The following is a 26,994-nucleotide window of genomic DNA, read 5'->3' as shown; positions in this document are numbered from 1 at the left end:
CTGTCGCACAGCCTGCCCGCTGCAGACGATTTGCGTTCCGAGATTTTGCCGCGCCGCAAAACCATGATCGCTATTATCGTTGCCGTGGTGATTGTGCTGGCGATGTCGGCGGTGGCGTTCCTGATGACGGCAGACCGGGTCAGCCGCAACCATCTGGAACCCGAGCTCAACCGCCTGCTGCTGAATGCGATGGAAAAAGAGCTGGTCATCTCTCCTCCCGACCTGATGGCCGTGCGGCAGTTAATGGAAGACTTCATCAAGCACCCGCGGATTGCATCTATTCAACTGCACGACAACACCGACCAACTGCTGATCCAGATACCGGCTGTTCAAGGGCCAAACATCGACACTGAACGCCTGCAAATACACCGCCACGCGTTCACCACCATAGGCCACGACTACGAAATTGTTATCGCCAACGCTCGAGCCCTGCCGCTGTATTTTCTGACGGAAACCATCAGCACCCTGCTGATTATTGGCTCGATCAGCTCGCTGCTGATGTTTTTGCTGTATGTGCTGATTCGGCGCTGGCAGCAATACCCGTATCACGACCTGAAAAAACAGCTCGACCGGATTCAGCTGCTGGAGCAAGACGCTTCGTTCCAGTTTCGGGCCGAAGACCCGGACCTGCAGCCACTGGTCGAAAGTCTGAACGAATTTTACTGGCACCTGCACCGACGTAATTTTGACCTTGCCCGCGCTCACCAGCAGGCCGAAAGCGCTCGCCAGCGGGCCACCCTGCTGGCACAGGAAAGCGCTCGCATGAACGACGACCTGGAGAAAGAAATCCGCGTGCGCTCCACCATGGAACGACAGCTGGGCCACACCAAAAGTTTGCTGGATGCCATTCTGAACGCCATTCCCTTTGCACTGTTTTCGGTCGACCAGCACGGCAATCTGTTGCAGTACAACCGCCGTGGCAAAGAATTGCTGAAAACCGCACTGCTGAAATCCGAGCGTCCTGCCGGTGAAGCCGGTCATCCTGGTGTGCAACTGGGTCAGCCACTGAACGGCTTTATTCCCGAACTGGATGACATTATTCGGACGGTGCTGGGCACGATTGCCAGACGAGCCCACATACAGCAAGTTCATGCTCAGCATGAAGATAGCCCTGATGGCTCTTACAACGGCGCTGAAGGCTCATCCAACCCCGCTAATGGCTCTTCGGAGAACAGCTCAGACCACCCAACCGACCGTAAGCCGCTAACCCAGCAGCACCTGACGCTGAACAGCATCGAGCAAGAGTTAAAAACCGAAGTCACCGCCTACGCCCTCGACAACAGTGACGAGGCCGTTGCGGTAATTCGTCTGGAAGACATTCGCCAGCGCCTGAAAATGGAAGAAATGATGGTGCAGTCGGAAAAGATGCTCACCGTCGGCGGACTGGCCGCCGGCATGGCTCATGAAATCAACAACCCCTTGGGTGCTATTTTGCAAAACCTGCAAAATATTCGACGCCGCCTGCTGGGCCAACTGCCCGCCAACAAACGCACGGCGGAATCCCTTGGGCTGGATTTACTGGCGCTGGAGCAGTACCTGCGGCAACGCGATGTGATCCAGATGATGGACCATATAAAAGACGCCGGAGAACGGGCCGCTGCGATTATTGAAAGCATGCTCAATTTCTCCCGCCAGAACGACGCCATGCTGGAAAGCCAAAGCGTCAGCGACCTGATCGACAACGCCATCAACATCGCACGATCCGATCTCAACTTCCGCCACGTTGAACTACAACACAGCCCAATGGACCACCTGCCTGCGGTAAACGCCATTCCCGGCGAAATCGAGCAAGTGTTGGTGAACCTGATCAAAAACGCCTTGCAAGCGCTGTCGCAATACCACACCGACGACGAACCCGACTGGAAACCTGTGATTCGCCTGCACGCCTGGCGCAACGGCGATTTGGTCAGCATCAGCGTTGAAGACAACGGCAGCGGTGTTCCAGCCGACAAAGTTGCCCACGTGTTTGAACCGTTTTTCACCACCAAGGAAGTTGGAGAAGGCACCGGCCTTGGACTATCGGTGTCGTATTTTATCGTCACCAACCATCACAAAGGCCAAATGCTCTACCGCCACGCCGATCCCCACGGCGCACGGTTTATCGTCAAACTACCAATCAGCAAATAAGCTCAGGCCATATTCTGTCAGGCAGATGTAGGTCAGATAAAGACGCGCAGCGGCTGCCATCTGACACGGCCATGTTGAAATTCCCCCCACACATACGTGGGAGGTAGCTTGCTGCCGATGGATTATTCGCGAGCAAGCTCGCTCCCACATTTACCAAATGCCAACGAGCTGTAGCAGCTGGCTTGCCTGCGATTATCCTTCAAGTTCTCGTGGGCGTTCTATATGGCGGTGGGAGGTAGCTTGCTGCCGATGGGCTATTCGCGAGCAAGCTCGCTCCCACATTCGCCATATGTCAACGAGCTGTAGGAGTAGGCTTGCCTGCGATTATCCGGCTTCGCCGGACAGATGGGATATATCCCACCCTACTACATCATCAAACACCGACGCACTGCGGCCATTTCTACCACTCCACCGCCATTTCTTGACCAATTTTCCCCTTCCCTATACTCTTCCGCGCTTGATCAGGTGCCCTTGTACAAAACACAACCAGTTTTTCAGGGTTAAACGGGAAGTTCGGTTCCCTTGGCGACTGCCAGGCATTCCGACGCTGCCCCCGCAACGGTGATCGACCCAAGCAACAACCGCGATGCCAGCCGCATTTGCAGCCACTGCTCTAACCAGCGGGAAGGCGTTGTTGCCGAGCCCTTAGGCTCTGGTCGTCAGCCCGGATACCGGCCTGATTGGAATACTGACGTTGCGGAGGGCGACGGGAAAGTAGTCAAGCCTGCCGGAGCCCGTCTGCGCTCTGGTGCTTCGTCGTTCCTTTCCCACAATCCCGTCCGCAGTAACTCCCTTGCAAGGACATCGGATTGAATTCACCCACGGCCCCAATTTCCCGACGCTCCAGTCTGGTATTTATCATCAAGAATATGCTGGTTTCCGCCTTGTGGGTCATTGGCCTGATGCTGGCGGTACTGCCGCATTCTTCCCGTGGTGAAACTCTGTCGAACAACACCTCAGAGACACAGTCCGGTATCAGCGATAAACAAACCCTTAATGAACAAACCACAGATGAACAAACCACAGATGACCAGATAGTGGTCTACGGCCGCTCCATCACTGAAAGCCAGCAGCTGCGTAGTTTTGATGCCAGCCAACTGGCCGATGGTTACCGCAATCTGGGGGAGTTTCTGGCGTCTTTGAACGGCGTTCAGGTGCAGGCATTGGGCGGCATGGGCGACCCGGTGCTGGTGTCGATCCTGGGGGCAAGCACCAACCAGACCCGCGTGCTGGTAAACGGCGTTCTGCAAAACAGCGGTCAATTTGGCCACTACGATTTGGCGGATATACCGCTAAGCAATATTGAACGCATCGACGTCATCACCAGCGCCAGTGACAGCAGCGACGGCTCTGTGACCAACGATCAAGCCATTGGCGGCACGATTAACATCGTTACCCGCAACGCCGACCAGTCCAGCCAACAGCTGCAACTGGGCGCAGGCAGTTACGGCACCTTGTCGGCCAACCTGAACGTCTCGGCGAATGTACTGGGCACGCCTATCGCGGTGAGCGTCGACCACCAGCAAAGCGATAACAACTATTCCTACGCAGTCCCAAATCCACAAAACTCCAGCCAGCTTTACGTTAAGCAAGACCTCAACAACGCGGCGTTCCGCAAGGACCGCATTGACGTGTCCGCCAGCCTCAACAGCACTCAAATACAAGCCTGGTGGCAAGACCGCGAAAAACAGCTGCCGCAATATGCGCGCAACTCCACACGCAACCGCGCCTTGTTAACCAGCAAACAACATGGCCTGCGTTTGTCTGGCCACTGGGGCAGCGACTGGTACCAAAGCTGGTCGCTGAGCCATTCCCTTGAACGTCAGGCCTACAAAGACCCGTTGGCGATCTTCTCTTACACCACCAACGACGACCACTACCGTTACCAGAACACCGAAGCCTCGCTGAGCAGTCAGTTTGGCGAAGCGGCAACAGGCTGGGAACACTGGTTATTCACTTTACAAGCCCAGGGCAAAGAACAGACCTACGCCAGCCGTTACAGCAGCCCACTCAGCAACAGCGACAACTGCAACGGTTTGGGCAGCCAATGCGATCAGTTTTCCTGGCTGCAAGAATGGCAAGCCGGCGGACAGGTAGAATGGCAGAACAACAATCTGACGCTATCGCTGGCATCGACTCATCACCAACAAACCTCGATGGCCAGAACCCTGCAAGGCACCTCCAGCAGCGACGGCGAATCCACCATCAAATGGCCGTCTACCACCGCATCCATCAAGCAGGCGTTTGTATCGGAACACAGCTTCGGCAGCGTGCATTTGAACTGGAAGCGCGCCCTGCGTATCCCCAGCCTGTATGAGCGCTTCGGCGACCAGGGCATGACCCGTAGCAACGCCGATCTGACCCCGGAGCTGGGCCGCACCCTGACCGCAGGCTTTGATATTGAAGCCGATGTGTTCGCGCAACCGTCGTTGGCTGTCACCGTATTTCGACGCCAATTGGAGAACACCATCGTCGTGGTATATGACCCATCAACCGGGTCTGGTCGTTACGAAAACAGCGCCGATGCCATCATGAAAGGCCTGGAATGGCAGTTGAAAAGCCGTTTTGGTGGCACTCAATCCGCCCTTGGAAGCTGGCAGTTATCGCTGGCTGGCAGCCACTATTCCAGCACCAGTAGCAGCGACACCAAGTCGTACGACAACAAACAACTGCCTTCCATTTACCACCAGCGCTTGCTCAGCAAGCTGCAGTGGCAAAGCGTGAATCAGGCGACCCACATCAGCCTCGAAAACGAACTGGCTGGCGATATTTATCTGGACCGCAGCAATACCGTCAGCGGCGAAGACCGCAACCTCTGGAACCTGAATATCCGCCGTGATACCGGCACGCTGGGCAACTGGGTTAGCCAGTCCAGCGTTGGCCTGCGGGTAAAAAATCTCTTTAACCACGAATTTACCGACTTCAGCAGCAGACCCGCCCCCGCCCGGGAGTGGAATCTGTACCTGACCTGTCATTACTAAACCAAGGAATCCCTCATGTCTTTTGATGCTCTGCTTTCCAAAAAACTGATGCTGGCCAGCGCCGTCGCCAGCTCCATGCTGCTGACTGCCTGTGGTAGTGATGATGATGACAACAAGCGCACTGCGATTACTGGCGAAGCCTTTGCCGCTTTTACGACGGCCTCAGACTACAGCGGCTCTGAACTGGTGTATGGCAACGTTACCGATCTGCGCACATCGACCAACACCGTCCTGAGTACCACTGAAACCAACTTTGGTATCGCTGGCGAAGGTAATCGCTCCAGCTTGTACTACCTCGATCGAACCAATGGTCTGGTAAGTAACTTCGATATCAGTAGCACACCTGGCGGTAGCGACTACGACTGGCAATATTCCGTCAACGAAACCGAGTCAGACAGCACCTCTAATCCATACACAGTGGTACACGAATCCGATGACGCAGCCTGGGTCGTTCGTTACGGCAGCAGCTCCGTTCTGAAGATCAACCCGAATGCCACAACCGCTGAAGAATTCCAGCTGGCAGAAGTTGATCTGTCTGCCTACACCGTAGAAGGCGCAACCTACCCACGCATGTCCGATGCGGTGATCTACAACAACACCCTGTTTGTGGTAATGCAGCGCCTGGACGCCTACTGGGCACCAATGACGGCCTACATCGCCGCCATCGACCTGACCAGCATGGAAGAAATCGATACCGACACCAGCACCGATGGCCTGAACGGCATTGAGTTGAACATCACCAACCCAATGACGCTGGAAATTGAAAACGGCATTCTGTTCGTTTCAGGTCACGGCCCATATGGCAGCAACACGGGTACCGGCGTCGACATGGTAGACGCTACTACCTACGCCGTAACCAATCTGATCAGCGATACAGACAGCAACCTGTCTGAATACAACGCAGAAAGCGAAGCTGGAGTCATTCAATATCACATTGGCGACGTAGAACCGGTGAACGACAACCTGGTGTACTTCACTGTTGCGTTAGAGCAGGGATACGGCACCACTCTCAACAACTACCTGTACCAGATCGACCCAACGTCTGACGACGCAGCCACTCTGGTTGATATCACCGCTGGCCTGAACAGCGACACCACACTGGGCAGCAACGACGAACTGACCCTAACCGACCTGGAAAGCGACAGCGAAGACCGTCTGTGGGTTGGCGTCGCCAACAGCGATAACCCGGGCTTGCTGGTACTGGACACCGACACCAACAGCCAAAACAACGAATACGTAGAGCTGAACCTGCTGCCACGTAAAGTTGTAATCCTCAACGCTGAATAAGCGCTCTGGGCTCTGGCCGAGCCCCTAGCCCTTCCGCGCCATCGTCCGATGGCGCATTCTGATTCTTCCGCTTTTGCACTCCGGCGACGCCGCATGGATGGGGCATGCCCCTTCCCTACATTCCGTTTAAACGCGCAATTCCCCATAGAGGCTGACTTGGCTGTGGGAGGTAGCTTGCTGCCGATACAGCTGTAACCTGCAAAAACCCCATATGGCTTAGCATCCGGGAGTGCGGGCGGCTCGCCCGCAACGAAAAATGACACTCGCTATCTGAGTTTATTCAACCTACACAGAGTGATTCTGTTACCTACGAATACCCGACGTTGCCAGGCAGACCGGAAAAAACTCCAAATCACTTACGATGACACTTTTGGACACCACCACCATCCCTGCCCATAACGGGTGACAAAATTTGTCACTTTGACTCAGTTGCCGTCTAACCCAATCGTTTTGCTCAAGTAATAAACGAATGAATAACGGCGTCAAAATGCCAACGCCGTCACAAATATCGGGCTTTTTCACGATATCAAAAAATTGGCACGACTCTGGCTTATACCAAGCAGAGCAGGCGAATTTGGATTCACCCCCTCAATAGAATCCAAATTCTCATGCCGCTTTAACGGCTTTGTCACCAAGACAAACCACCCTACTGCGCCGACACAAATTAAACGGTAGCCAGCTAACTGGCCGCCAACTTTTAGAGAGTGGAGACTTCCCATGAAATCAGCTCAAAAAGGTTTTACCCTTATTGAATTGATGATCGTAATCGCGATCATCGGTATTCTGGCTTCCGTAGCTATCCCTCAGTACCAGAACTACACCCTGCGTACTGATGCTACCAATACTCTGGCTGCTGCTCGCCCGCTGCAGCTGGCTGTTAGCGAATACGCAGCCCGTTACTCTGCACTGCCTGCCGCTTGTACCAACCTGAACGAATACACCGGCGTATCCTGCACTGCAGCAGACCACGCAACTGGTAACGTAGCGACCATCGCAGTCGCTGACACCACCGCCAACCTGACAATCACCATGACCTCTGGCGCTCCATCTGCAATTGCCAGTACTTCTTACGCACTGGTTCCAGCACTGGCATCCAATGGCGTTATTACCTGGACCTCCTCTAACGACAGTGCCGACATGACTTCAGGCTCAACCGCCATCGACACTACCTACCTGCCTAAAGTACAGTAATTAGAGTGCTTGGCTGAAGCCCGCTAGTTAGCGGGCTTTTTTATTTGTAGTAAGGTATTGCAGTAACTACAGGTAACGAAAGATGAATAACAATATAAAAGGCTTTACCCTCATTGAGCTGATGATTGTCATCGCCATCATCGGTATTTTGGCGAGCGTCGCCATCCCTCAATACAACGAATATATCCTCAGAACGGAAACAACCAATTCCTTGTCTGTTGCAAGACCGCTGCAAAACCATGTCACTGAATACGCCGCCCGTTATTCTGAGCTACCTGCCACCTCATCAGATTTGACAGGCTACTCTGGCGTATCCTCCACTCCCGAGGATTATGCAGCCGATAATGTTGCCAGTATCGCAATTGAAGCCAATGGACAATTACTGATCACATTTGCATCTACAAGCGATGGCGTTCCCGATCCAATCGCTGATAAAACCTATTATTTGGTACCTACCATCGATTCTTCAGGCAGGGTTTCCTGGGCAGCAACTGCTGGTACGCTTGAATTGAGTCACGTTCCAAGGATGCGTTAACGCCGCTTACCGCGTAATATCAAACGATTTTTAGCTCCGGGTTACTTTTGCAATGGCCGTATTAACAGGTATTCCCAAACGTCTTGTCGCTACAGGTATTGACGAACAGATACTGCAATCACTGATTCAGGATGCCAACGAACAACGGATTCCGTTCGTAAAACTTGCCGCGGAATCAGGCAAAGTACCTTCTGCACAAATCGCTTTTGCAGCGTCAGAAGAATTTGGCTTGCCACTGCTGGATCTGAGTGCTTTTGATACCGAAGCCATTCCGGAAGAATTAAACAACATAGAATTAATTGAAAAGCACCGTCTGGTGCCTTTGATGGCTCGCGGTTCCCGCTTGTACGTTGCCCAAGCCGATCCTACCCAGATTCAGCCGCTGGACGATTTTAAATTCAGCACCGGCTTGAACGTCGAGCCCGTCATTGTTGAACACAATAAACTCGAGGCCCTGGTAGAAAAGCTGATTAATGCCCAAGACTCTGGCATGGATGATCTGGGCTCAGAGTTGGACGATGTCGACCTGGAAGACCCGGATGCCGCCGACAAGGAAGCAGAAACAGCGACCAATGCCAACAGCGGCGACGACGCGCCAATCGTGCGTTTTGTGAATAAAATGCTGCTGGATGCCATCAAAATGGGGTCATCGGATATCCATTTTGAGCCGTATGAAAAGCGCTACCGTGTGCGTTACCGTACCGATGGTGTTCTACACGAAGTCGCCAACCCGCCGGCCTCTCTTACCGGTAAAATTGCTGCTCGTTTGAAAGTCATGTCGCAGATGGATATTTCCGAGCGCCGCATCCCTCAGGATGGCCGTATCAAGATGCGGATATCCAAATCCAAGGCCATCGATTTCCGGGTTAACACCCTGCCCACCCTGTTTGGTGAAAAGATCGTACTGCGTATTCTCGATCCGTCTTCAGCACAACTGGGCATTGATATGCTGGGCTACGAGCCTGCCCAGAAAGACCTGTATATGCATGCGCTGTCGAAGCCGCAAGGCATGATCCTGGTAACAGGGCCCACGGGGTCCGGTAAAACCGTGTCCCTGTATACCGGTTTGAATATTCTCAACGAGGAAGGCACCAATATTTCCACCGCCGAAGACCCGGCGGAAATCAACCTGGAAGGCATTAACCAGGTGAACGTTAACGCCAAGGTCGGCCTCGACTTTGCTGCGGCCCTCCGTTCTTTCCTGCGTCAGGACCCGGATGTGATCATGGTGGGTGAGATTCGGGACCTGGAAACCGCCTCCATTGCCATCAAGGCCGCACAAACCGGCCACCTGGTGTTATCCACCCTGCACACCAACAGCGCCCCGGAAACCATTACCCGTTTGGCCAATATGGGCGTACCCGCGTTCAACATTGCCACCTCGGTCTCCTTGATTATTGCCCAGCGACTAGCCCGTCGTTTATGCAAAAGCTGCAAACAACCCGCGGATATCCCGGAAGAAGCCCTGTTGGACCTTGGTTTTACCAAGGACATGTTGGAAACCGCAGAAATTTATCAGCCCGTTGGCTGCGATCAATGTAAGGGCGGTTATAAAGGCCGAGTGGGTATTTACGAGGTGGTCAAAATCACCGATGCCCTCTCACGTATTATCATGCAAGGTGGCAACTCCATTGAAATTGCCGATGTGGCCCGTAACGAAGGCTTTAACGATTTGCGCACTTCGGCGCTCATGAAAGTCGCCCAAGGGGTTACCAGCATAGAAGAAGCGAATCGAGTCACAACGGATTAATCAGAACAGGGTATGATTACCCTCTTCAAAATTTGAAATATCTGACGAATCAACCTCCGCGTGGGCAGCCAGCTCCCCCGGATAAGCGGTAGAGGCAGTTTTCACCATGGCCAAGCAAGCCAAAAGCATTGAATTTACCTGGACCGGCGTAAACAAACGCGGCCAGAAGATGAATGGCACCATGTCTGGCAACAACATGGCCATGGTTAAAGCCCAACTGCGCAAGCAAGGCATTCAGCCTGACAAGGTAAAGCGTGCACCGCAACCTCTGTTTGGTCTTGGTGGTGGTTCCGCCAAAAATAAAAAAATCAAATCGGCCGACATCAGTTTTTTTACCCGCCAGATGGCCACCATGATCAAGGCTGGCGTGCCATTGGTGCAGTCGTTTGAAATTGTTGCCGACGGGGTCGATAACCCGGCCATGAAAGACCTGATTTTTAAACTGCGTGACACCGTCGCCGCAGGTAATGACTTTGCTTCAGCACTGAAAGAGCATCCGGAACACTTTGATGAACTGACCTGTAACCTGGTGGAGTCCGGTGAGCAGTCCGGTGCACTGGAAACCATGCTCGACAAGGTGGCGATTTATAAAGAGAAGTCTGAAGCACTCAGATCCAAAATCAAAAAAGCCATGGGCTACCCAATCACGGTACTTGTGGTTGCAGCTGTCGTAACCGCGATTTTGCTGATCAAGGTGGTTCCCACCTTCGAAGGTATGTTCCAAAGCTTTGGTAAAGAGCTTCCTGCACCGACTCAAATGGTAGTTGATCTATCTGAATTTATGCAGGCTTATTGGTACATAATCTTCGGCATCATTGTAATTGCCGTTATGTCTTTCAAGTATGCCCTGAAGACTTCTCAAAAATTCCGAGACCAAGTCGATCGACTATCCCTGAAACTTCCCGTTATGGGCAATATTCAGAATAAAGCGGCTGTCGCTCGCTTTTCACGAGTTCTTTCCACCACATTTGCCGCTGGTGTGCCCTTGGTAGAAGCTCTTGACTCTGTCGCCGGTGCAGTCGGCAATAAGGTGTACAGGGACGCGGTCCTGGAAATCAAGAACGAGGTATCGACTGGCCAGCAAATGCACTTTGCCATGCGCGCCACCGGCGTATTTCCCAATATGGTGATTCAAATGACCAGTATCGGCGAAGAATCCGGTGCTCTGGATACCATGCTCGATAAAGCTGCCAGTTATTACGAAACCGAAGTAGACGGCGCTGTTGACGGCCTCACTGCCATGATGGAGCCCCTGATCATGGCATTTTTGGGTGTCGTCGTTGGCGGTATGATCATCGCTATGTATTTGCCCATCTTCCAGATGGGAGACGCAATGTAATGCTGGATTTTCTGGCCCCCATTTCAACCCTGACCCAGTGGCTCGGTTCCCACTGGGCCTTGCAGCTGGCTTCCGTTGCTGTTTTGTCTTTACTGGTTGGCAGCTTTTTGAACGTGGTGATTTTGCGTCTGCCAATCATGATGTTTCGCAGCTGGAAGCAGGAATGCGCAGACATAGACAGCCTGCCGAAACACCCTGCGCTAGACGACCTGAGTACCCCCTACAATTTGGTCAAGCCGGATTCTCATTGCCCCAAGTGTCAGGCACCGGTAAAAGCCTGGCAGAATATCCCTCTGCTCAGCTTTCTGATGCTAAAAGGCCAATGCGCTGGCTGCGGCACCCGCATTGGATGGCGCTATCCGGCGGTTGAGCTGGTCACAGCTCTTATGAGTGCCGTGTTGGTGTTTATGTTTCCGTGGGGCTTGCAGCTGGCCGCCATGCTGCTGTTTACCTGGCTGCTGGTGTCGATGTCAGTCATTGATATAGACCATCAGATTTTGCCCGACTCAATGACATTGGGGCTAATGTGGCTAGGGCTGGTTGCCAATAGCTTTGGCTTGTTTACCGATTTGAATTCTGCCGTATGGGGTGCCGTTGCAGGCTATCTGAGCCTGTGGTCGGTGTTCTGGATTTTCAAGCTGGTCACCGGCAAAGAAGGCATGGGCTTTGGCGATTTCAAATTGCTGGCGGCCCTCGGCGCCTGGCTGGGTTTTCAAAAGCTGTTGCTGATTATTTTGTTGTCGTCTGCGGTTGGTGCTGTGGTCGGCATCGCCGGCATCCTGATTCTGGGACGCGATAAAAACCTGCCGATCCCATTTGGCCCTTACCTGGCTGCGGCAGGCTGGATTGCAGCCCTGTGGGGTGACCAGATCATGGCCGCCTATTTGGGTCAGTTCTGACCATGGCAAATTGGGTACTTGGGCTTACTGGCGGTATTGGCTCCGGAAAAACCGCAGCATCGGATTACCTGGCCAGTCTGGGTGTCGTGATTGTTGATGCCGACATCGTCGCCCGTGAAGTGGTTGAACCTGGATCACCGGCATTGACAGCCATTGTCGACTACTTTGGCCCGGAGAGCCTGCTGGAGAATGGCAGCCTGAACCGCCCCTGGCTACGTCAGCAGGTGTTCGATAATGTGGAACAACGCAAAGCGCTGGAAAGCATTACCCATCCCGCCATTCGCCAACGTATTATTGACCAGTTGGAAGCGGCCAAAAGTCCTTATGTGGTGCTGGCGTCTCCCCTGCTATTTGAAACCAACCAACACGCGTTAACCACTCGCACCCTGGTGATTGATGTTCCCGAAGACGTTCAATTGCAACGGGCTGCAAGCCGAGATCAAAACAGCGAAGATCAAATACGTAAAATCATCGCTTCTCAATTGCCCCGCGAGCAACGCTGCGCCAACGCGCATGACGTGATTGAAAACACCGGCACAGTGGCACAATTGCACCAGCGGCTTTTGCCACTCCACCAGTACTACCTTCAACAAGCGGCTGACTGAAACGCCAATCAGCGGTAGGCTTTGTCAGATCAACCGTTAAAGTATCTATTCATCATGACCGATTTATCCAAACCTGCTAACGATGCCGTCACTCTGGTCGATTGCCCAACCTGCCAGAAAAAAGTTGAGTGGAAGTCTGAAAATAAAGACCGCCCCTTTTGCTCGGAACGCTGCAAATTGATCGACCTGGGTGAGTGGGCCAGCGAAGGCCATAAAATCCCCGGTTCATCGATGGAAAACGATGTAATGTCCGGCGATCTTGATAACTTTTAAGACCCCTCTGAAAAACTCAGTGCCCGCTCTGGATGACAGGGCGACACTGAGCCAAGAAGCTGATTTACAGGCCTTTTACATCGCCATCGGCTGATGATGACCTTCTTTGCCCGGCATCACCATGTTGCGCAGATCGACCAGTTTTGCCTGATATGAAAGGCAACCGGATTTGCTGAAACACAGCTCCAGCGGCAACTCGCCACCCACCGTTGCTGGTAACGGCTGCTGCACGTCGAAGATCATCAGGTGCAATCCACCGGGCTGCAGGGTCACCGAACCATTGGCCGGTACCTTGATGCTGTCAACCTGACGCATTTTCATCACTCCGTTTTCATGTTTGTGGGTATGCAGTTCAATGCGCCCTGCCCAGCGGGCGCTGGCCGACGTCAGTGTTTCATCTGAATCGGTGTGATTCTTCAGCACCATAAAAGCCGCGGTCATGGTCTTGCCTGGAATAGGCTGCCGTACCATCGGGCTTTCTGCCGAGATCGCCCGGCCTCCGTGAGACACCACGTCGCCAGCAGGCGCTGTGTTCTGTGCCATCACGCTGGCACTGCCTATGCAGCACAGCCCCAGTGCCAGCGCCTGTAATATGGCCGCCATGGAACCCACCGGTTTCAATCTCATCATCCTGTTTCTCCTTGGTTTCGCCGCTTATTCACCAGCTTCAACCAGCAATACACACGGTTCGTTTTGGCTATTATTAACGGTAATGGCGAAAAAGTGTTCCATTGCGGTCAAGGTCATAGCGGAAATGGGTGCGGCTGGTTGTCGCACTCTCTGTCGGCCACCACAAACTGGACGCTTTCGGGCTTTTTCGGCAAACTCGCCGCCCATCAATCCCTCCAACGTATCAGGCATATCAATGAGTCAATGGGTTCAACTGCGGATCAAGGCACAAGCACACCAGGTCGAAGCGGCCGAAAATGCACTACTGGCACTGGGTGCTGTCTCCGTCACCTTGCAGGATGATGCCGATCAACCCATTCTGGAACCAGAACTGGGCACCACCCCGATTTGGGATAACACCCTGATCATTGGTCTGTTTACCGCCGATACAGACACCGAACAAACCCTTGAGCAATTTCCGCTGATGTTTGCGGTCGAAGGTGGCCAGGGACAGCCGGAACTGAAATGGGAGCAGGTTGAAGACAAGGATTGGGTTCGCGCCTGGATGGACAGCTATAAGCCCATGCAGTTTGGCGAGCGCCTGTGGATTTGCCCAAGCTGGTGCAAGCCACCACAACCCGACGCCACCAATTTGATGCTCGACCCGGGTCTGGCATTTGGCACCGGTACCCACCCAACCACCGCCTTGTGCTTGCAGTACCTGGATCAGGCCGTCGAAGGTGATGAACTGGTTATGGACTACGGCTGTGGCAGCGGCATTCTGGGCATGGCTGCCCTGCTATTGGGTTCCAGCAAAATGATTGGTGTGGATATCGACCCCCAGGCGTTGATCGCCACCCACGACAATGCCGACCGCAACGGTCTCGGCCATGAGCTGTTTGATGTTTACCTGCCCCAGGACACACCTGTGGTAAAAGCCGATTTGACGGTGGCCAATATTCTCGCGGGCCCACTGCAACAATTGGCCCCAACCCTCGCAGAACTGACACGTTCCGGCGGTAAACTGGCGCTTTCCGGTTTGCTGGCACATCAGGCCGACGAAGTAATTGCTACCTATAGCGAATGGTTTGTGATGAATGCCCCCAAGCAAATGGAAGATTGGGTTATGCTATCCGGTATCAGAAAGTAGCGGCTTTGACCCTTCGGGGTTGAACGCTCGCTGCTCACTATCCAAATATTTATTGAATCGGTTGTTTCAGGGGAATTTGCATGGCCACGCACGTTACGCGCTGTCCACATTGCCAAACCAGTTTTCGCGTTCGTGACGAGCACCTTAGCCGCGCTGGCGGCAAGGTTCGTTGCGGCTCTTGTTTGCAGGTGTTCAATTGCACCGAGCATTTGGTCAGCGCAGACAGCCTGACACGCAAAACCACAGCTGAAACCTCCGATGACACCAGTTTTGATATTGCAGGCCAACAAGAGGTGGACGCCAACCAGCTGTTCGACAGCATGTTTGGTGCAGCCGCCGATGATGAGCCAGACAGCAAAGCCGGCCTCAGCGACGAACTCGACCCGGGCGAGTTCATTGCTGACGAGCCAGTTACCCGCGAAGCCTTGCGCAAAAAGGAACAGAAACAGCGCGGTAGCGCTGCGGCCAGCAAACCGTCCATCGACGATGACGATTTTCTGATCCACGACGACATGGATCTGGAAGACGACGAAATTGCTGACGACCCCTACTCCGACAACAACCTGAGAACACCGGATCAATTAAAACGCCCGAAGCCATCTTCCGTGATTGATCTGGAAGATAACCTGATTGATCGCGTGGCAGACGACAGCTCACTGTCGTCCACAATCGTCGATGGCAACGCCTACAGTCTTGATGATATTGAAGACGATCAGGATGAAGACGACGAAGCCTGGGCCAAAGCACTGCTGGATGACGATACACCGGCCCATATTGAAAGAGAGCTTGGGCTGGGGTCAGCGTCAGAGTCGTCTGGTTCAAGCAGTCCGTCGAAATCAGACGGCAGTGCCGCCAGTAACATCAACGCAAGCGACATCAACGCCGGTAACACCAGCAGTCATACAGGCCAGGGGAAGACCGCAGCAAGCTCGACTCTCAACGCTAGGTCTCGCGATACCCAAACCGCAGATGCCGTAACATCCGACTCGCTGGTTGATGAATCGAAAACCCTGCCATTGCATGCCAGATCCAGCCGCATTGATTCCTCTCGTATCAATTTTGAATTGGCTGAAGATCAGCCTGGTGATGAAAAAGAACCCGCCTCTTCGGCTCGTCATCAGGCGTTAACCGGCAACTTGCAGCCAACGCCACTGGCGTTAAAAACCCGCCAACGGGCCGACAAGAACAACACGCTGTTTACTCTGGCAACGGTGGTTTTGTTGGTGCTGTTTGCCGGTCAGGTGTTGTTTTTCAACTTCCAGAACTGGGCCAAAGACCCACAGTGGCGACCGGTGTATCAGGTTGTCTGTCAGGTGTCCGGTTGCGTTCTACCGAGTGTTCAGGACGTCAATGCCATGACCACCCGCAACCTTGTTGTACGCTCTCACCCGGAATTGGCCAATGCTCTGGTGGTGGATGTGTTGCTGGTGAACAACAAAGGGTTCTCGCAACCGTTCCCGGATCTGTCATTGCAGTTTACCGACCTTAACGAAAACACCGTCGCCAGCCGGGTATTCCACCCGGATGAATACCTGTCGGGTGAAGCCGCCGGGCAACAGTTAATGCCCAGCAAGACGCCGATTCACGTTGCTCTGGAAATCATCGATCCCGGTCAGGAAGCGGTCAGCTACGCTGTGAACCTGCTTGCGAATCAGGAATAAAACTACCTCAAGAGCAAACTGCTCCGGCCATTTGGGACCGGAGCAAAAGCCCAACAAGCGCAAAACCACCCCCACAATTTTCTACAGATTCGTATTGACAAAACCGCTGTTTTTCGCAGCGTCAGCGCAATTCCAGCCAACCACAATCCAGCCCCGCTGAAGACCCTTATTGCTGTAAAAAAATTGCCATATAAACCGCTGGTTGGTCTTTATTCAGCCAATCCATACGAGTATTATACCGCGACTTTTTCCGCACACTTTTTGATCAATCTGAATCCATGCCAATAATCGGACCTTACACGCTCAGTAGCCCTGCAGTTCTGGCTCCTATGGCGGGGGTCACTGACCTTCCGTTTCGACGCCTGTGCCGCAAGCTGGGTGCCGGTCTGGTGGTTGGTGAGATGATCGCTGCCAATGCGGACCTGCGAAATACCCGCAAGTCCATGCAGCGCCTGGATCACACAGGCGAACCGGAACCGGTCGCCATTCAGATTGCAGGCAGTGAACCCGAAGCGCTGGCCGAATGCGCGCGCTTTACGGTGGAACAAGGCGCTCACATTGTTGATATCAACATGGGTTGCCCTGCCAAAAAAGTATGCAACAAGGCAGCTGGCTCGGCGTTGATGAAAGACGAAGGGCTGGTGAAAGAAATTCTGCACGCAGTGGTTGAAGCAGTGAATGTACCGGTCACGCTGAAAATGCGTACCGGCTGGGACGTTGAACACAAGAACGCCCCGATCATTGCCGCGCTGGCGCAAGACGCTGGCATTCAATCACTGGCGGTTCATGGCCGAACCCGCGCTTGTGCGTATCGTAATACGGTTGAATACGACACCATCCACACCGTGAAACAGTCGGTATCCATACCGGTGTTTGCCAACGGCGACATTACCACGCCCCAGAAGGCGGTCGAAGTAATGGAATTCACGGGAGCCGACGGTGTACTGATTGGACGGGCAGCCCAGGGCAACCCCTGGATTTTCCGTCAGATCAATGAATTTCTGGCAACAGGCAAGGAACCGGCACAACCGTTACTGGCGGATATTGAAGCCACCCTGTTGCACCACCTGACTGCCTTGTATGACTTCTATGGCGACTACGCTGGATTGCGCATCGCCCGCAAGCACGTTGGCTGGTATCTGGCCACACAGCCGGGAGCAACCGAGTTCCGGCGCCAGTTTAACCAGTTGGAATCGACCGACGAACAAGGAGCATCCGTTCGTCAGTTTTTCCTGAAACTCAGGAATTCGAAGGAAATTGCAGCATGAACACCCAAGCTTACATCAAGAAGGTTGATACAGTGACCGAACCCGCAGAACAGCACATCCCATTGGTAACTCCGGCTGAATCCAGCCAAACCCTGCGTGACAGCGTAGAAAAAGCCCTGCAAAACTACTTTGATCAACTCGACGGCCAGGACGTGGCTGGTATTTACGACATGGTGTTGTCCGAAGTTGAAGTGCCGTTGCTGGAAACCGTAATGAAGTACACCCGCGACAACCAGACCAAAGCGTCCATCGTACTGGGCCTGAACCGTGGCACCCTTCGCAAGAAGCTGAAACAGTACGGCATGCTGTAAGGCAGCAAGCACCCTTTTTAACTCTTTAGCGGCTATTTTGGCCGCTTTTGTTTTTTCTGAATCCGATTCTCAAAAAGGCCCAATATGAGCATCAGCGCTTCTTCCGCTCCCGATCAATCCGTCAAGGCTCCGGTTCGCCGCGCCCTGATCAGTGTTTCCGACAAAACCGGCATCGTTGAATTCGCCCAACAGCTGAACGAGCTGGGCGTAGAGATCCTGTCCACTGGCGGTACCTACAAACTGCTGTGCGACAACAAGATTCCAGCGGTGGAAGTATCTGATTACACCCAGTTCCCGGAAATGATGGATGGTCGCGTCAAGACCCTGCATCCAAAGGTTCACGGTGGCATTCTGGGCCGTCGTGGTCAGGACGACGACGTCATGGCCGAGCACGGCATCAACCCGATCGACATGGTGGTAGTGAACCTGTACCCGTTCGCTGAAACCGTTGCCCGTCCGGATTGCGACCTGCCACTGGCGATTGAAAACATCGACATCGGTGGTCCGACCATGGTGCGCTCGGCGGCCAAGAACCACGCTCATGTTGCCATCGTGGTAAACGCTTCCGACTACGGCTCCCTGATTGAAGAACTGAAAGCCGACAACGGTCTGAGCTACAAGACCCGTTTTGGTCTGATGCTGAAAGCCTTCGAGCACACCGCGGCTTACGACGGCATGATCGCCAACTACCTGGGCACCATCGATCAAACCGCAGACGAACTGAGCACCGACGGCCGTGCGGACTTCCCGCAAACCTTCAACAGCCAGTTCATCAAGGCGCAGGACATGCGTTACGGTGAAAACCCACACCAGAAAGCCGCTTTCTATGTAGAAGCCAGCCCGGCCGAAGCCTCTATTGCCACTGCCAAGCAGCTGCAAGGCAAAGAGCTGTCCTACAACAACGTCGCCGACACCGACGCCGCTCTGGAATGTGTGAAATCCTTCACCAAGCCAGCCTGTGTGATCGTCAAGCACGCCAACCCATGTGGCGTTGCGGTTGTTCCTGAAGAAGACGGTGGCATCCGCAAAGCCTACGACCTGGCCTTCGAAACCGACACCGAATCCGCCTTTGGTGGCATCATCGCCTTCAACCGCGAACTGGATGCAGAAACCGCCAAAGCCATCGTTGATCGTCAGTTTGTTGAAGTGATCATCGCGCCGAAAGTATCCGCTGAAGCCGCTGCGATTGTTGAAGCCAAGAAAAACGTCCGTCTGCTGGAATGTGGCCAGTGGTCAGCCGAACGCGCTGCCGACCTCGACTACAAACGTGTTAACGGCGGCCTGCTGGTTCAGTCCCGTGACAACGGCATGATCACCGTCGATGACCTGAAAGTGGTGACCAAGCGTGCACCTACCGAAGCCGAACTGCACGACCTGATCTTCAGCTGGAAAGTGGCCAAGTTCGTTAAATCCAACGCCATCGTTTACGGTAAAAACCGTCAAACCGTCGGTGTGGGCGCAGGCCAGATGAGCCGCGTGAACTCTGCCCGTATCGCTGGCATCAAGGCGGAACACGCCGGTCTGCAGGTTGAAGGTGCGGTGATGGCATCCGACGCTTTCTTCCCGTTCCGCGACGGCATCGACAACGCAGCCAAAGCCGGTATCAAGGCAATCATCCAGCCTGGCGGCTCCATGCGTGACGAAGAAGTCATCGCTGCTGCCGACGAAGCGGGCATTGCGATGGTATTCACCGGTATGCGTCACTTCCGTCACTAAGCACGACTGGAGTCTGGAGTCTGGAGTCTGGTGCCATGCGCCCGACACCCGACTCCCGACCCTCGACAATTTTCGAGAGAGAAACAAATGAATGTATTGGTAATCGGCAGTGGCGGTCGCGAACATGCGCTGGCCTGGAAAGCCCTGCAATCCCCACTGGTAGAGAAGGTTTTTGTTGCTCCGGGCAACGCCGGTACTGCCCGTGAAGACAACATGGAAAACGTTGCCATCGACGTGATGGATTTCGACGGTCTGCAGAAGTTTGCCGAAGAAAACAGCGTTGGCCTGACCATCGTTGGCCCAGAAGCGCCGCTGGTAGGTGGTGTGGTTAACCAGTTTCAGGCCGCTGGTCTGAAAATCTTTGGTCCATCCGAAGGCGCTGCTCAGCTGGAAGGCTCCAAGGCCTTCACCAAGGACTTCCTGGCACGCCAGCAAATCCCGACCGCTGAGTACCAGAACTTCACCGAGGTTGAGCCAGCACTAGCTTACCTGCGTGAGAAAGGCGCGCCTATCGTGGTGAAAGCCGACGGTCTGGCCGCTGGTAAAGGCGTGATCGTTGCCGAAACACTGGAACAAGCCGAAGAAGCCGTGAAAGACATGCTGTCTGGTAACGCCTTCGGTGATGCTGGCTGTCGCGTAGTGATCGAAGAATTCCTGACCGGTGAAGAAGCCTCTTTCATCGTCATGGTTGACGGTAAAAACGTGCTGACCATGGCCACCAGCCAGGATCACAAGCGCGTTGGCGACGGCGACACCGGCCCGAACACTGGCGGCATGGGCGCTTACTCCCCGGCTCCGGTTGTGACTCAGGAAATCCATGACCGCATCATGGAAGAAGTCATCTACCCAACCGTTAACGGCATGGCTGCTGAAGGCAACGACTACACGGGCTTCCTGTACGCTGGCTTGATGATCGACGCTTCCGGTGCGCCAAAAGTGATCGAATACAACTGTCGTTTCGGTGACCCTGAAACCCAGCCAATCATGATGCGCATGAAATCCGACATGGTTGCTCACTGCCTGGCTGCGCTGGAAGGCAAACTGGACAGCCAAGTGGCTGACTGGGATTCCCGTGCCTCCATGGGCGTGGTACTGGCTGCTGGCGGCTACCCGGCCGACTACCGCAAGGGTGATGTGATCTCCCTGCCAGCTAACGACGGTGACAACCGCAAGGTGTTCCACGCAGGCACCAAGCTGGCCGACAGCACTGACAACAACAGTGACGTACTGACCGCTGGCGGTCGTGTACTGTGTGCCACCGCACTGGGCAACAGCGTTAGCGAAGCTCAGCAAGCGGCCTACGAACTGACTGCCAAAGTCAGCTGGGACGGCATGTTCTACCGCAAGGACATCGGCTACCGCGCCATCGCGCGTGAGCAAAAGTCCTGATCCTGTCCGGATCTGACCGCGCCGGGATAGCTGTCTGACAGACTGTCCCACCGGAGCAACCAGACTTCTGGTATGCTCCGGGGTTCAAACCACCCGGTCAAGATTCACCACTGCTGACCGTTGGACGATGAACAGGGAGAATGTGTAGTCATGGCTGTGTTGATGGGTATGTTGAAGAATGCCTTGAAGCGCCACAGGCAATGGTCGCTGTGCCTGCTACTGAACATCCTGTTCGTCCCCGCCGCACTGGCCATTGGCCCAGTGATGCTGTCCGATGGCAATTACCGCCACAAACTGGGCGAATACATTGCGGTTCTGAAAGTTGCAGCGGACGACGCGCCGGTGAATATTCAGTCCCGGGATGTGCAACTGCGGTTTGAACCCAACCACAGTGACGACCTCCGACTGGGCGACAAAAGCAGTGAATATTGGCTACGCCTGTCGATTCACAACCCGTTCCGGGAAGCTCACTCCGGCGTAGTGACGCTGGAAAATGCCCGCTTGCTCGAAGCGGTGCTATTCGGCAATGTCAGCAACGACCGCCGCTCAAACGATCAGCCGTCCCATTACCAGCACTCACGCAACGGTCACAGCAACGATTCACTGACACTGCTATCCGACCCCAATATCTACGACCGCCAACACGCATTGCTGATTAACGTAGCCGGCCTGACCACCAATACTTACCTGCTGAAAGTCACGCCTTCGGGCTTCCAGAGCAGCAGCATTACCCTCTCGAATTCAGAAGAATTTCGCGCTGAAGAAAAATGGCGTTTTACCCGTAATGGCCTGATCATCGGCTGGCTGCTGGCAACGTCGGCGTATTTTTTGTACCTGTTCTTCAGCCGGGCGTCACGCTTTGCCGGTTTTTCAGCCTTGCACTCGGTCATGGCTGCCGCCTTTGTCGCCAATGAATCCGGAATGCTGGCGCAAATGCTGAGCATGTCGCCGATCACCAAGGAAATGACCTCCGGTTTGCTGGTCGGAATATCCATTGCTTCATTATTCGCCGCCGCCCGTACTCTGGATTGGTCTGGTGAGCGCGCCAACCTGATGCGTCAGGTATTGAGCTGGAGCGCCGCTCTGGTACTGCTGGTCAATCTGGTGTTCTCAATCTTTTGCATGGGAACATCCAACTTCTACCACCTGATTTTCACCCTTGGTTGCCTCTACAGTCTGACCGCGCTGCTGACCTTTGGCAGCACCCGGGAACAACGTCCTCGCTATTGGTTCCTGGCCGGTACCTGCCTGGCATCGTTTGGCATCACCGCCCTGCTACTGACCCAGCTGAACGTTATCGACATGATCAGTTGGAGCTACCTGCTCAGTGTTCTACTGCCCATGATCATTGCCTGCACCCTGGTGCTGGTGAGTTTTGAACTGGACAGCGGCCGCAACCGCCCACTGGAATCCATCAACCGTGGCATCACGGTATCGCCGGCCATGCTGTCGCAAATTGGCCACGAGCTGCGCACCCCGATCAACGGCGTCTTGGGCATGAACGAGCTACTGGCCGATACCCCACTAAGCGAAAGCCAGCGCGACTTCACCGAAACCATTGCTCACGCTGGCCGCGAGATGCTTCACGTTGCCAACGAGATTTCGGTACTGGCGAAGATTCAGGACGATCACCTGGAGCTGGATACCCGCTCCTTCGACCTGGTTAACCTGCTGAACAAATGCCTGTCGCACTTCCAGCTGGAAGCCAACCGCAAGCAAATCGAGCTGGTTGTCGACCACTCCGAAGACCTTCCCGTTCGAGTACTGGGCGACCGCAATCGCCTGCAAACCCTGCTGCATAATCTCTACGCCCACTTGCTGTCCCACGCCGAGCGCGGCGAAGTGCGCACCCATGTCAGCCCTCAAAGCGGCAAATCCGGTGTGATGGAAAGTGTCTCGATCCAGATTCACCTGCACGGCTCGTTCACCAATCGGGATGACCTGCGGGTGATGGTTGATCAACTGGCCCATAACGACAAACCCGCTGAAGGCCAAAGCTGGAATCTGAGCGTCACCCAGCGCCTGTTACGCTACATGAAAGCCAGCATTGAGCTGGAAAGCATTGGCCATCAGGATGCCGCCATGACCCTGTATGTTCCGATGGCAGCCGAAAAGCCCGAGAACATGCCCGCCACTGGCAGTGAAGACAGTCTGATTGGCATGAGCGTCTTGATCGTCGACGACAATGCCTCATTGCGTAAAGTGATCGACAAGCAGATACGACGCTGGGGCATCCGGGTGGATAGCACCCACAGTGGTAAGGAAGCACTGGCGATGATGCGTAATATGGCCGAGTCCGGCCAGCCTTATGATGCTGCCATCGTCGATCAGGACATGCCCGGTATGAACGGACTGGAGCTGATGCAGCGGCTGAATGATGACGACAACATCTCGCCCAAACCGAGTGTGCTGATGCTTACCGGCCTCAGCATCAGTTCGGTACGGGAGAGCGCCCATGCAGTGGGGATTTATCACCTGCTCGGCAAGCCCGCCAGCGGCGAGCGCCTGAAGCGGGCGTTGCTTGAATTGAAATACCGGCCCGACCGGCCATCAAGCCTGTCGGACTAGTTTTCTTTCTAACTGGGCCCAAGAGCTTTTGAACAGTTCTCTACAGCCTATTAATCCGCCAGCACCGCGCGGCCATCGGCCCAGCGGCGCAAGGCATCCAACTGCTCCGCCATGGTGACCGACAGAGGCACGGTGTTACGAATGGCCGCCAGTAAGGACTCGGTATCCAGTGTTAATGCGCCGTCCGTCCCTTCTGAGCCCTTTTGCACACTGCGCTCATACCAGGCTGATACCACCGCTTGCTCGATTTCCGCACCCGAGAACCCTTCACTGGCAATCGCCAACAACGGCATATCGAAGGCATCCGGGTCCTGGCCACGGCGCTTGAGGTGAATGGCAAAAATTTCGCCTCGAACATCCGCCGATGGCAAGTCCACAAAGAAGAGTTCGTCCAAACGGCCCTTACGCATCAGCTCGGGCGGCAGCACATGAATGTTGTTGGCCGTAGCCACCACAAACACCCGCGACTGATGCTCTGCCAGCCAGGTCAGCAAAGCACCCAACACCCGTTGGCTAACGCCACTGTCGTTGCTGTCACCGGACATTGCTTTCTCGATTTCATCAATCCACACCACACACGGCGACATCAGCTCGGCCAGCTGCAATGACTGACGCAAATTACGCTCGGTTTCCCCAAAGAACTTGTTGTACAACGCGCCCATATCCAGCCTTAGCAAGGGCACGCCCCAGCTACCCGCCACCGCCTTGGCCGCCAACGACTTGCCGCCACCCTGAATACCAAACAGCATCATGCCCTTCGGGCGCAGATCGTTATCCGCCGTCAAAAAGCCTTGCTGGCGGCTGTGCAACCATTGCTTCATGGCTGACAAGCCGGCCACGTCCGAGAAGCGGGCGGTGTCGTACTCAAACGACATCACTCCGGCCATGTCCATCAGCTCCAGTTTGGCCTTGCTGATTTCCGGCACATCGTCGCGAGTAATGGCACCGTCGTCGACAATCGCCCCACGAATCAACCGCCTGGCATCCGAAAAGGTCAGCCCCTTGAGGTTGGCCACCAGCTTGTTGAGGGTTTGTTCGTCGGTTTTCACCCGTTTTCCAGAATGAGCCGAATAATGACGGGCTTCTTCCTGCACCAGCGACATCAACTGTTCTTCGTTTGGCATTTGCAGCTGAAAACGCGCCGCCAGGCGCTGTAGCTCGGCGGGTAACTTCAACTGATGGCTGATCAGCACCAGGGTTTTACCACTGCTTTCGGCCTGCAAGGCAATGTCTTTCAGCAACCGGGTAATCTGGGGTTCATCAATGAAAGGATGGAGATCGCAGAACACCCAAATGCCATCCTGACTGTGCTGCTTGATGCTCAGCAGCGCTCGCACCGGGTCTTCACTTTGTTCGACACCATTTTCCTCGCCAAAGCCCAGTCGCCGCAGGCCATCCGTCAGTGTCCACTGCTGAATCGCCTTGCCGCGCTTGATCGCCAGCCGGGTCAGCAAGTCCAGCGCCCGAGGCTCTTCCCAGGTTTCAATCACCAGCAGCGGGGTTTTGCGCTCCAGCATCAACGAAAGATCATGTACGTCTTGCATGTGTTCCCTTCTTTTCGATCCACAACAGCCAGCATCCTAGCATCTGAGTCTGACGGGAATCATGCAAGTCGGCTCAGAAAGCCGTAAACTGTGCCAACTGGTTTTAAGGGCATGTGTTTTGATGGCCCGCGTGTGAGGTAGTGTTTATGAAGCAACGTCGTCGTTATTCCCTGTTTGACCGTCTGATCACCAGTGGTGACCAGGCTCTGCGTACTTTGGTGCCCGGTGCAGCAACCGCCAGCCGTGCCACTCCGGCACGTGAGCGTGACGCCGCTGAAATGACCGATGCCGAAAAGAAACACGCCGCCGGACTGATGCGTATTAACCACACGGGCGAAGTGTGTGCCCAGGCCTTGTACCAGGGGCAAGCCCTGACCGCCAAACTGCCCGATGTGCGCGATGCGATGGAAGAAGCCGCCGAAGAAGAGATCGACCACCTGGTGTGGTGCGAAGACCGCATCAAGGAGCTGGGCGGCCGTACCAGCCTGCTGAATCCGATGTTTTACGGTTTGTCGCTGGGTATTGGCGCTGCAGCTGGCAAAATCAGCGACCGGGTCAGCCTCGGTTTTGTGGCCGCTACCGAAGAGCAAGTGTGCAACCACCTGACTCGTCATCTGAGCGAGCTGCCAGTCCAAGACGACAAGAGCAAGGCCGTGCTGCTGCAAATGCTGGAAGACGAATCCAAACACGCCAGCGCCGCACTGGATGCCGGAGGTCACAAGTTCCCATTCCCGGTGAAGCTGGCCATGACCGGTATTTCCAAGGTGATGACCAAGTCGGTTTATCGCGTTTAACTCGAACTTCTCTTCTTGCGCCAGCACCGCATCTGCCCTGATGCAGTGCAAGGTGTCAGGCTTGTCAGAGCCTTTGGCTATAGAGCGCACAACGTTTAGATAAAATACGACTTTCTCCGGCAGCACCGACAAGACTGGCTTATTTTTATAACAGTTGTTGTCGGAGGCTGTTATGAGATTACCCAACCCTGTTCAATGGTTGCGCCAGGTATTTAACCTGCCGGATACCCCAGACCTGCAATGGATTCGCACTGAAACCCATAAACGCCGGTTGGAACAGGTGAAAACTGGCTGGATCATCGCTGGCCTGCTGATGTTGGGGATGGACAACAACGCCGCCGTCTTTATGTTCGGATTCTTCTGTATTTTCCTGACCTTTGCTTTTCTGGAGCGCGATACCCAGGAAGAGTCCTGACATTCCGGAACCTCGCCCATAAAAAAACCGCGATCCGGTCTCCCGAAACGCGGTTTTTGTTCTGACCGTCAGTGCCCGAAGGCCGTCAATCAGATGCTCAGTACTTTCTCGCCACGAGAAATACCGGAGACACCGGTACGTACGGTTTCCAGTACCTGAGCGGTACCAATCGCCTCAATAAAGGCTTCCAGCTTGTCGGTAGCACCGGTCAGCTGGATGGTGTAAACGCTTGGCGATACATCAACGATCTGGCCACGGAAAATATCCGCAGTACGCTTGATCTCGGCACGCTGGGCACCCACCGCTTTCACCTTGATCAGCATCAGTTCACGTTCGATGTGCTGACCTTCGGACAGGTCTACCAGCTTGACCACTTCAATCAGCTTGTTCAGCTGCTTGGTGATTTGCTCGATCTTGCGATCGTCACCGTGAGTGGTCATGGTCAGACGAGACAGGGTCTCATCCTCGGTTGGTGCCACCGTCAGGGTTTCGATGTTGTAACCACGCTGGGCAAACAGGCCCACTACGCGGGACAAGGCGCCTGGTTCGTTTTCCAACAGGATAGAAATGATATGACGCATG

Annotated in this window: 22 protein-coding genes and 1 riboswitch; of the genes, 19 read left to right on the top strand and 3 right to left on the bottom strand. The window is 54.5% G+C overall.

What is annotated here, in order from left to right; translation table 11 throughout:
* Window positions 1-30 precede the first annotated feature (30 nt).
* From G516_RS23870 to yacG, 10 genes are all read left to right on the top strand, one after another.
* Entirely contained in the window at window positions 31-2,127 is a 2,097-nt protein-coding gene (locus G516_RS23870; RefSeq protein ID WP_169449515.1) for a sensor histidine kinase, read from the top strand.
* Window positions 2,128-2,573: 446 nt separating this feature from the next.
* A riboswitch (cobalamin riboswitch) is annotated at window positions 2,574-2,821 on the top strand.
* Window positions 2,822-2,936: 115 nt separating this feature from the next.
* A complete protein-coding gene (locus tag G516_RS0109435; protein WP_156879003.1) occupies window positions 2,937-5,108 on the top strand; it encodes a TonB-dependent receptor plug domain-containing protein in 2,172 nt (723 codons plus the stop codon).
* 15 nt (window positions 5,109-5,123) lie between these two features.
* Window positions 5,124-6,395 (top strand): hypothetical protein, encoded by a 1,272-nt coding sequence (locus tag G516_RS0109430; RefSeq protein ID WP_028293444.1) that lies wholly within the window; start codon window positions 5,124-5,126, stop codon window positions 6,393-6,395.
* Between the two features lie 717 nt (window positions 6,396-7,112).
* Entirely contained in the window at window positions 7,113-7,586 is a 474-nt protein-coding gene (locus G516_RS25050) for a pilin (protein WP_051219180.1), read from the top strand.
* A gap of 82 nt (window positions 7,587-7,668) precedes the next feature.
* Window positions 7,669-8,121, top strand: a complete 453-nt coding sequence (locus G516_RS0109420) for a pilin (protein WP_028293443.1) — start codon at window positions 7,669-7,671, stop codon at window positions 8,119-8,121.
* A gap of 52 nt (window positions 8,122-8,173) precedes the next feature.
* Window positions 8,174-9,871 (top strand): type IV-A pilus assembly ATPase PilB, encoded by a 1,698-nt coding sequence (pilB, locus tag G516_RS0109415; protein ID WP_028293442.1) that lies wholly within the window; start codon window positions 8,174-8,176, stop codon window positions 9,869-9,871.
* 106 nt (window positions 9,872-9,977) lie between these two features.
* Window positions 9,978-11,210 carry a type II secretion system F family protein gene (locus tag G516_RS0109405; protein WP_028293441.1) on the top strand — a complete coding sequence of 411 codons (1,233 nt, stop codon included), beginning with the start codon at window positions 9,978-9,980 and terminating at the stop codon, window positions 11,208-11,210.
* Window positions 11,210-12,109, top strand: a complete 900-nt coding sequence (locus tag G516_RS21835; RefSeq protein ID WP_084644973.1) for a prepilin peptidase — start codon at window positions 11,210-11,212, stop codon at window positions 12,107-12,109. Before G516_RS0109405 ends, G516_RS21835 begins: the two co-directional genes overlap by 1 nt.
* 2 nt (window positions 12,110-12,111) lie before the next feature.
* Window positions 12,112-12,714, top strand: coding sequence for a dephospho-CoA kinase (gene coaE / locus G516_RS0109395; protein WP_036535550.1), 603 nt, complete (start codon window positions 12,112-12,114; stop codon window positions 12,712-12,714).
* A gap of 54 nt (window positions 12,715-12,768) precedes the next feature.
* The gene (yacG, locus tag G516_RS0109390; RefSeq protein WP_051219178.1) at window positions 12,769-12,987 is read left to right on the top strand and encodes a DNA gyrase inhibitor YacG; all 219 of its coding nucleotides are present in this window, start codon (window positions 12,769-12,771) and stop codon (window positions 12,985-12,987) included.
* Between the two features lie 75 nt (window positions 12,988-13,062).
* Here yacG and G516_RS23865 read toward each other — a convergent pair whose 3' ends face one another.
* Window positions 13,063-13,617, bottom strand: a complete 555-nt coding sequence (locus G516_RS23865) for a copper chaperone PCu(A)C (protein ID WP_051219176.1) — start codon at window positions 13,615-13,617, stop codon at window positions 13,063-13,065.
* A gap of 235 nt (window positions 13,618-13,852) precedes the next feature.
* Here G516_RS23865 and prmA point away from each other — a divergent pair, with 235 nt between their 5' ends.
* The 7 genes from prmA (at window position 13,853) to G516_RS0109350 (ending at window position 23,659) form a co-directional block, all read left to right on the top strand.
* Window positions 13,853-14,746, top strand: coding sequence for a 50S ribosomal protein L11 methyltransferase (gene prmA / locus G516_RS0109380; protein WP_036535545.1), 894 nt, complete (start codon window positions 13,853-13,855; stop codon window positions 14,744-14,746).
* 80 nt (window positions 14,747-14,826) lie between these two features.
* A complete protein-coding gene (locus tag G516_RS24955; protein WP_028293437.1) occupies window positions 14,827-16,407 on the top strand; it encodes a DUF3426 domain-containing protein in 1,581 nt (526 codons plus the stop codon).
* A 278-nt stretch (window positions 16,408-16,685) separates the two neighbouring features.
* Window positions 16,686-17,675, top strand: a complete 990-nt coding sequence (gene dusB / locus G516_RS0109370; RefSeq protein ID WP_028293436.1) for a tRNA dihydrouridine synthase DusB — start codon at window positions 16,686-16,688, stop codon at window positions 17,673-17,675.
* A complete protein-coding gene (fis, locus tag G516_RS0109365; RefSeq protein WP_036535542.1) occupies window positions 17,672-17,986 on the top strand; it encodes a DNA-binding transcriptional regulator Fis in 315 nt (104 codons plus the stop codon). The genes dusB and fis overlap by 4 nt, the downstream gene beginning before the upstream one ends.
* 84 nt (window positions 17,987-18,070) lie before the next feature.
* Window positions 18,071-19,702, top strand: coding sequence for a bifunctional phosphoribosylaminoimidazolecarboxamide formyltransferase/IMP cyclohydrolase (gene purH, locus G516_RS0109360; RefSeq protein WP_028293434.1), 1,632 nt, complete (start codon window positions 18,071-18,073; stop codon window positions 19,700-19,702).
* 87 nt (window positions 19,703-19,789) lie between these two features.
* Window positions 19,790-21,091: a phosphoribosylamine--glycine ligase gene (gene purD / locus G516_RS0109355; protein ID WP_028293433.1), complete on the top strand. Its 1,302-nt coding sequence runs from the start codon at window positions 19,790-19,792 to the stop codon at window positions 21,089-21,091.
* A gap of 150 nt (window positions 21,092-21,241) precedes the next feature.
* Window positions 21,242-23,659, top strand: coding sequence for a hybrid sensor histidine kinase/response regulator (locus tag G516_RS0109350; RefSeq protein ID WP_028293432.1), 2,418 nt, complete (start codon window positions 21,242-21,244; stop codon window positions 23,657-23,659).
* A gap of 50 nt (window positions 23,660-23,709) precedes the next feature.
* Here the strand turns inward: G516_RS0109350 and G516_RS0109345 are convergent, their stop codons facing one another.
* A complete protein-coding gene (locus G516_RS0109345; protein WP_028293431.1) occupies window positions 23,710-25,203 on the bottom strand; it encodes an AAA family ATPase in 1,494 nt (497 codons plus the stop codon).
* A 146-nt stretch (window positions 25,204-25,349) separates the two neighbouring features.
* Between G516_RS0109345 and coq7 the strand changes: the two genes are divergently transcribed.
* The gene (gene coq7 / locus G516_RS0109340; RefSeq protein WP_028293430.1) at window positions 25,350-25,997 is read left to right on the top strand and encodes a 2-polyprenyl-3-methyl-6-methoxy-1,4-benzoquinone monooxygenase; all 648 of its coding nucleotides are present in this window, start codon (window positions 25,350-25,352) and stop codon (window positions 25,995-25,997) included.
* A 172-nt stretch (window positions 25,998-26,169) separates the two neighbouring features.
* On the top strand, window positions 26,170-26,412 hold the full coding sequence (locus tag G516_RS0109335) for a hypothetical protein (protein ID WP_028293429.1): 243 nt from the start codon (window positions 26,170-26,172) through the stop codon (window positions 26,410-26,412).
* Between the two features lie 89 nt (window positions 26,413-26,501).
* Here the strand turns inward: G516_RS0109335 and ilvN are convergent, their stop codons facing one another.
* On the bottom strand, window positions 26,502-26,993 hold the full coding sequence (gene ilvN / locus G516_RS0109330; RefSeq protein WP_028293428.1) for an acetolactate synthase small subunit: 492 nt from the start codon (window positions 26,991-26,993) through the stop codon (window positions 26,502-26,504).
* Window position 26,994: the final 1 nt, after the last annotated feature.

Source organism: Oceanobacter kriegii DSM 6294 (assembly GCF_000422845.1).
Classification (GTDB): Bacteria; Pseudomonadota; Gammaproteobacteria; order Pseudomonadales; family Oceanobacteraceae; genus Oceanobacter; species Oceanobacter kriegii.
This window is presented reverse-complemented; position numbering and strand designations above follow the sequence as displayed.